The 6,059-nt window shown below is 68.6% G+C and carries 4 protein-coding genes and 1 pseudogene; 1 reads left to right on the top strand and 4 read right to left on the bottom strand.

The window, feature by feature from the left end:
* Positions 1 to 712 precede the first annotated feature (712 nt).
* Together QSK21_RS35545 and QSK21_RS35540 are read right to left on the bottom strand one after the other, a co-directional pair.
* The gene (locus tag QSK21_RS35545) at positions 713 to 1,654 is read right to left on the bottom strand and encodes a D-alanine--D-alanine ligase family protein (protein WP_285702157.1); all 942 of its coding nucleotides are present in this window, start codon (positions 1,652 to 1,654) and stop codon (positions 713 to 715) included.
* Positions 1,655 to 1,791: 137 nt separating this feature from the next.
* Positions 1,792 to 3,024 (bottom strand): aminotransferase-like domain-containing protein, encoded by a 1,233-nt coding sequence (locus QSK21_RS35540; RefSeq protein WP_285702158.1) that lies wholly within the window; start codon positions 3,022 to 3,024, stop codon positions 1,792 to 1,794.
* Positions 3,025 to 3,468: 444 nt separating this feature from the next.
* Between QSK21_RS35540 and QSK21_RS35535 the strand changes: the two genes are divergently transcribed.
* Complete coding sequence (locus QSK21_RS35535; RefSeq protein WP_285702156.1) at positions 3,469 to 4,086, top strand: GNAT family N-acetyltransferase; 618 nt, start codon at positions 3,469 to 3,471, stop codon at positions 4,084 to 4,086.
* Between the two features lie 1,311 nt (positions 4,087 to 5,397).
* On the opposite strand, the gene trxA is transcribed toward QSK21_RS35535, so the two are convergent.
* On the bottom strand, positions 5,398 to 5,712 hold the full coding sequence (trxA, locus tag QSK21_RS35530; protein WP_285702155.1) for a thioredoxin: 315 nt from the start codon (positions 5,710 to 5,712) through the stop codon (positions 5,398 to 5,400).
* A 165-nt stretch (positions 5,713 to 5,877) separates the two neighbouring features.
* Positions 5,878 to 6,059: pseudogene (locus QSK21_RS35525) on the bottom strand (thioredoxin-disulfide reductase); the annotation flags it as partial.

The raw sequence follows: 6,059 nt of genomic DNA, 5'->3' as shown, positions 1-6,059 counted from the left end.
AGCCCCTCAGCCCGGTGCAACCGACGGATCTCCGCCCAGTCCTCCACCTTCAACACCTCACCAGGGTCCAGGGGCGGGTCACGATTCGGCCGGAACCACAGGGTCAGTCTTCAGGCGGAATCAACACATGCGAAGGGAGCCTGATCAACCGCCTTGCATTTCGCCGGGCAGCGGCCACCCCATGACGAGCGCACGCCGCCCCGCTGCCTGGGTCGCTGGCCTTTGCCGGTGTCGGGCCTGTCGGCTGGGGCCAGGAAGCCATGCAAGCCCCCTGGCGTGGCGGTCACCGATAGCGGGTCGCGGCGTTCGCGGTCACGCTGCGTCCCGTTCCCCGCTCACCCAGCAGGCCACGAATGAGATCGTCACCGCGGTCAGCGCGGGCGACGACGCGAACACGCTCACCCACCATTGGATGCGGGAGGCCGGGCGGTCGTGGGGACGATGTCGCCGGGGTGCTGACGGAGTGGCGAACGCCGAACGTAAGCCGACCGGCGGCGCGGCCCTCGTACCGGGCCAACCCGCACCGGGCCGCTGGCGCGATGGATGGGCGACCAAGGTGCTAACTGGTCCGTGGGGTGGGGCAGTTGCCGTTGTCTAACCAAGCCTGCCTCCCAGCGCGCCAGATGTTTCCCGTGAAACATCCGCAGCGCTTCACGCGCTCCTATGCGCATCCCGTCGTCGTCAGCGGCGTCCGGGGCGGTACGCCGATGTTTCACGGGAAACGTGCTAGGAGGAGGTCGCGGTAGACGGCGCCCAGGTCCAGGCCGGCGGCGCCGATGGCCATGGGGAAGAGGCTGGTTTCCGTGAGGCCGGGGGCGACGTTGACCTCCAGGAAGTGGGCCTCGCCGTCGGAGTCCACGATCAGGTCGGTCCTAGAGAGGTCGCGCAGGCCGAGTGCTTGGTGAGCGGTGAGGGCGGCGGCGGTGGCGCGTTCGGCGGCCTCGGGCGTGAGGCGGGCCGGGGTGACGAACTCGGTGTCGCCGGCGTCATAGCGCGCCGTGTAGTCGTAACGGCCGCCGGGGACCACGATCTCGACGGCGGGGAGGGCTTGAGGCCGGCCGTCCCGCTCGATCACGCTGACGGCGACCTCGGTGCCGGTGATGTACTGCTCGATGAGCGCCGAGTCGCCGTACGAGAAGCAGCCGACCATGGCGGCCGGTAGCTCGCTGGCCTCGCGGACGATCGAGGCGCCCAAGGCGGAGCCGCCGCGGGTCGGCTTGACGAAGAGGGGAAGGCCGAGGCGCCGCACAATGTGGTCGAGAACCGACGATGCCCCGAGGTCGTGGAAGATCTCCTTGGGGAGGGCGACGGAGGCGGGCGTGCGCAGGCCCGCGCGCCGCACGACGGACTTGGCGGAGGGCTTGTCCCAGGCGACACGGCAGGCGTCCGGACGGGAGCCTACGTACGGGACGTCAAGAAGTTCGAGCACATCGCGCATCGCGCCGTCCTCGCCCGACGCGCCATGGAGGACGGGGAAGACGGCGTCCGGCGGGTCGTTCGAGAGGGCGTCCAGGAGCGTCGCATCCGCGTCCCGGAGCTCGACCGGGACTTCGACGGAGCGCAGCGCGTCCGCGACCCGGCGGCCGGAGCGCAGCGAGACCTCCCGCTCGTAGGACAGACCTCCCGCGAGGACGACCACATGCCCGAGTTCCAATCAATGCCCCTTGCGTCACTCAAGTCCCACCAGTGGACGTTTTGGCTGGTGGCGGGAATCACCGGTTCCCGCCAGCGGTTTCTCGTAACAAGCGCGCCGGCTCCAGGATGGGGGAGCCGGCGCGCCTTTCACGAGTCCTAGAAGGTACCGGGGCCAGGGGTGTCGACCCCAGTGGGTGCGCTTGCCCCGACTCCCCCGAAGGTGTCACGAAGCTGGATCTCCTGCTCCACGACCGCGGCGAGGCGGCGGACGCCCTCCCGGATGCGGTCCGGGTCTGGGTAGCAGTAGGACAGTCGCATATGGCGGTGCCCGGTGCCGTCCGCGTAGAAGCCGGTGCCCGGTACGTACGCGACGCGTTCGGCAATGGCGCGTGGGGCCATCGCCTTGGCATCCAGGCCCTCCGGTAGGGTGAGCCAGACGAAGAAACCGCCGGCGGGCCGGGTCCAGGTGCAGCCCTCGGGCATCATCGATTCCAGGGATTCCAGCATGGCGTCACGGCGGGCCCGGTAAAGCTCCCGGAAATTCTTGATCTGCTCACGCCATGGCTGGGTGCTGAGGTACTCCCGTACGGCGAGCTGGGAGAAGTTCGGGTGGCACAGAATCGCGGACTCGGCGGCCAGGACGAGCTTGGCCCGTACCGCATGTGGTGCCAGGGCCCAGCCCACCCGGAGCCCTGAGGCGATCGTCTTCGAGAACGAGCCGAGGTAGATCACGCGTTCGGCGTCGTCGGCGCGAAGGGCCCGCACCGGTTCGCCGTCGAACCTGAGAAGCCCATAGGGGTTGTCCTCGATGATCAGCACGTCATATTCGGCGCAGATCTCCAGGACCTGGGCGCGGCGCGCGGCGGTGAGCGTGACGCCTGCGGGGTTCTGGAACGTCGGAACGGTGTAGAGGAACTTGACGCGGCGGTTCTCCCGCCGAAGCCGTTCAAGGGTCTCGCGCAGAGCGGACGGGATCAGACCGCCGTCGTCGAGGGGCACGTGGACGACGTCCGCCTCGTAGGCGGCGAAGGTGCCCAACGCGCCCACGTAGGAGGGGGCCTCCGCCAGGACCACATCGCCCGGGTCGACGAAGATCCGAGTGATCAGGTCGAGCGCCTGCTGTGCTCCCACCGTCACCACGACGTCGTCCGCGGATGCCTGGACGCCCTCAAGCGCCATCACCTCGCAGATGCGCTCGCGAAGAAGGGGGTCGCCCTGGGCGGACGCGTACTGGAGCATCTCGGCACCGTTGCGGGCCACCAGTTCGCCCACCATCTCCCCTACGGCGTCGAGCGGGAGCGCCGACACGTAGGGCATGCCCCCCGCGAGGGAGACGACCTCGGGACGCGAAGCCACCGCGAACAGAGCCCGGATCTCAGAGGCGACCATGCCGGTGGCACGGGCGGCGTAGCGATCGGTGTAGGCATCTGTTCGCGAGTGCTGGTTCACGAGGCACCTCCGGGGTGATCGGACGTTCTAGCAAACTACGACACCGTTGACGGCGGGCTGAGAAGGGCCCTGCCGCCGAGCGATGAGGCCCGGCCGCCGCCGGTGAAAGACGAAAGGTCCCCGCGCCATCGGGCGCCGTTGCCCGAGACGCGGGGAGAGGGCTTTCTCCGATGGGCGGCACGCATGATCGATGCCGTTCGCCGGGTGAAAGACCCCTGTCCGATACGATGCCCCAGGGTCCCGGAGTGTTGCCGGGAATTCCGAGATGTGGCGCTCAGAACGAGAATCCACGTACGTACACCAGGCGAGCTCGTCCACCGGAGATCCCGACCGCGCCACGCAGGAGGCGGGACGGGGGACGGGCGCTCAGGGGGTGCAGTTCCGGTGTCGCGTCGGCTCGTCAACATCACATTGGACAACCTGGACGACCTGCCGCGTCGCTGCCGCCGCTGCGTTTTCTGGGAACTCGATCCGGTGGCGGGGGAGCGCGCCGCGGAGGCCGGCAGCCCGGATCTGGAGAAGGAGGCGTGGATCTCCTCCACGCTTCTGGAATGGGGTAGCTGCGGCAAGATCGTCTATGTGGACGATGTCCCCGCGGGCTTCGTCCTGTACGCGCCGCCGCTGTACGTGCCGCGCTCGGTCGCGTTCCCGACGAGCCCGGTCAGTGCCGATGCCGTCCTGCTGATGACGGCGAACATCGTTCCGGATTTCGCGGGTGGCGGGCTGGGCCGGATGCTGGTCCAGGGAGTGGCCAAGGATCTGACACGGCGCGCCGTGAAGGCCATCGAGGCGTTCGGTGATCTCAAGGGGGAGGAGGGCGGCTGTGTGGTGCCCGCCGACTACCTGTTGTCGGTGGGTTTCAAGACCATCCGGCCGCATCACCGGTATCCGCGGCTGAGGCTGGAGTTGAAGTCCGCCCTGTCGTGGCGTGAGGACGTCGAGGTGGCCTTGGAACGGCTGCTGGGCTCCATGACTCCGGAGGGCGCCCTCCGTCCCGTCTGAGACCCGCTCAGCGCCTCGTCGAGATCAAGGGTCGGGTGGGACCGCCGGGCCGAGCCCGTCCGAGGTCAGCGCCATACCACTTGCTTTTTAACGCGTCCTTCGTTGCGGGCGCGGCCGTGGCGGTGGGGTGGCTGCCGGTGGACGGCGTTTCGTACCCGACGCTGGGCGCTGTCGTCGCCGCGTACGGGATCGGCGCCCTGATTTATCGGGGCCTGACATCACGCGCCGCCACCACCGTTGCGTAGACAGGGCTGATGCGTTCTCGGATCGCGAGACGATCGGTGGTTGACTTGCGGCGCTGGCGGGGGTGGGCGTGGGGCGGTGGGAAGGCCGTAACGAACGAGCGCGGCTTCAGATGATCAAGGTTGCCTAGACCGATTGATCACGACGGAGCCGCGCTCGCATGCCATCTTCTCTGCCCGGCACGCTCATGCGCCACTGCGAGGACGTGCCCAGCGTCGATGCACCGGAGGCGCTTGATCTGCCGGCTCTGGCCGTGGTGCTGGATCGGGTGCCTGATCAGCGCGATCGCCGGGGACGCCGGGATCGTGCGCGGCCAGCGGCAGGTCGCCGCCAAGAGCGGCGAGGCAGCCTGCTTCACCGACCTGCTGGAGCCGCTGAATCTGCTCTGCACGGCGCCGTCGTCACCGCCGACGCGCTGCACACCCTCCGTGAGCACGCCGATTGACTGGGCACCACCAAGAACGCCGACTACATCATGATCGTCAAGGGGAACCAGAAGTACCTGCACCGCCGGCTCAAGCGCCTGCCCTGGTCTGCACGGGTGGAGAGCGGTGATCCGGCGGCGGGCTTCCTCGCCGGGCTCACCGGCCGCGATCCGCACGAGCTGGCCGCCGCGCGCTCGCCGCCGCCCCGGTCCTGGTCTCGCGTCGCCTTCCTGGTTTTGCGCCTCTCCCCGGCTCTTCGCGACCCTCCCTGGCGCTCTTTCTTGTACTGCGCGGCCTTCCCGACCCTGCGCGGCCTTCCCGACCCTGCGCGGCCTTCCCGACCCTGCGCGGCCTTCCCGACCCTGCGCGGCCTTCCCGACCCTGCGCGGCCCTTCTTGATCCTGCGTCGCTCCTCTTGGTCCTGCGCGAGCCTGCCCCGGTCTTGTGCAGCGCTTCCCCGTCCCTGCACGGCTTTTCCCGGCTCTGTGTCGCCTTTGCTGATCGTGTGTGGTTGTCCCTGGTCCTGTGCGGCTCAGGATCGGGTCCTTCGTACCTCGGCACATAGGACAGGGCCCGTGCCGGGTGGCACGGGCCCTTGTGTTCGCGCTCGCCGCGGGAGGACGGAGGGCGCGTTCGGGAGGGATCAGATGAACTCGGCGAGTTCGCGAAGGAGGGCGGCCTTGGGCCTGACGCCCTGGATCTGCTTGACGACCTTGCCGTCCTTGTAAACGTTCAGCGTCGGGATGCCCAAAATCTGGTACTGCGACGGCACCTGCGGGTTCTCGTCGATGTTGAGTTTGACGATCTCCAGCTTGTCGCCGTGCTCGCCGGCGATCTCCTCCAGGATGGGGGCGACCATCCGGCATGGCCCGCACCACTCGGCCCAGAAGTCGACGAGCACGGGCTTCTCGCTCTTGAGTACCTCGGTCTCGAAGTCGGCGTCGGTCACGGCCTTCATCGGGTCTCCTTCGTTCATTTCCGGTGACGGGTCCCCCGCCACCATGCCTGGTCGGTCATGGGTTCGGTCACGGTCTGGGATCGACGGTCACGGTCCTAAGAGTCGGCCCCGCGGCCACTGCGCGCGCGGGTGTACGGCATCCCCTGCCATCGAGGACCGCACCCGTCACCCCTGAGGGGACAGTTCCTTTTCTTCCTGATGGGGCTCCGTTTCGGCGTTGTCCTGGTCCTGGAGCCAGCGTTCGGCGTCGATCGCCGCCGCACAACCGGTCCCCGCCGCCGTGACCGCCTGCCGATAGAGGTGATCCACCACATCACCACACGCGAACACCCCCGGCACACTCGTCC

The sequence above is a fragment of the Actinomadura sp. NBRC 104412 genome (genome assembly GCF_030269515.1).
GTDB lineage: Bacteria > Actinomycetota > Actinomycetes > Streptosporangiales > Streptosporangiaceae > Spirillospora.
Note: the sequence above shows the minus strand (reverse complement) of the source record. Positions and strands in the feature narration are given on the sequence as shown.

What these genes read in the sequence shown, in the direction of transcription:
- QSK21_RS35540 (WP_285702158.1), bottom strand. Translation starts at nt 3,024, where the DNA reads ATGGTCGCCTCTGAGATCCGGGCTCTGTTCGCGGTGGCTTCGCGTCCC.
- trxA (WP_285702155.1), bottom strand. Translation starts at nt 5,712, where the DNA reads ATGAAGGCCGTGACCGACGCCGACTTCGAGACCGAGGTACTCAAGAGC.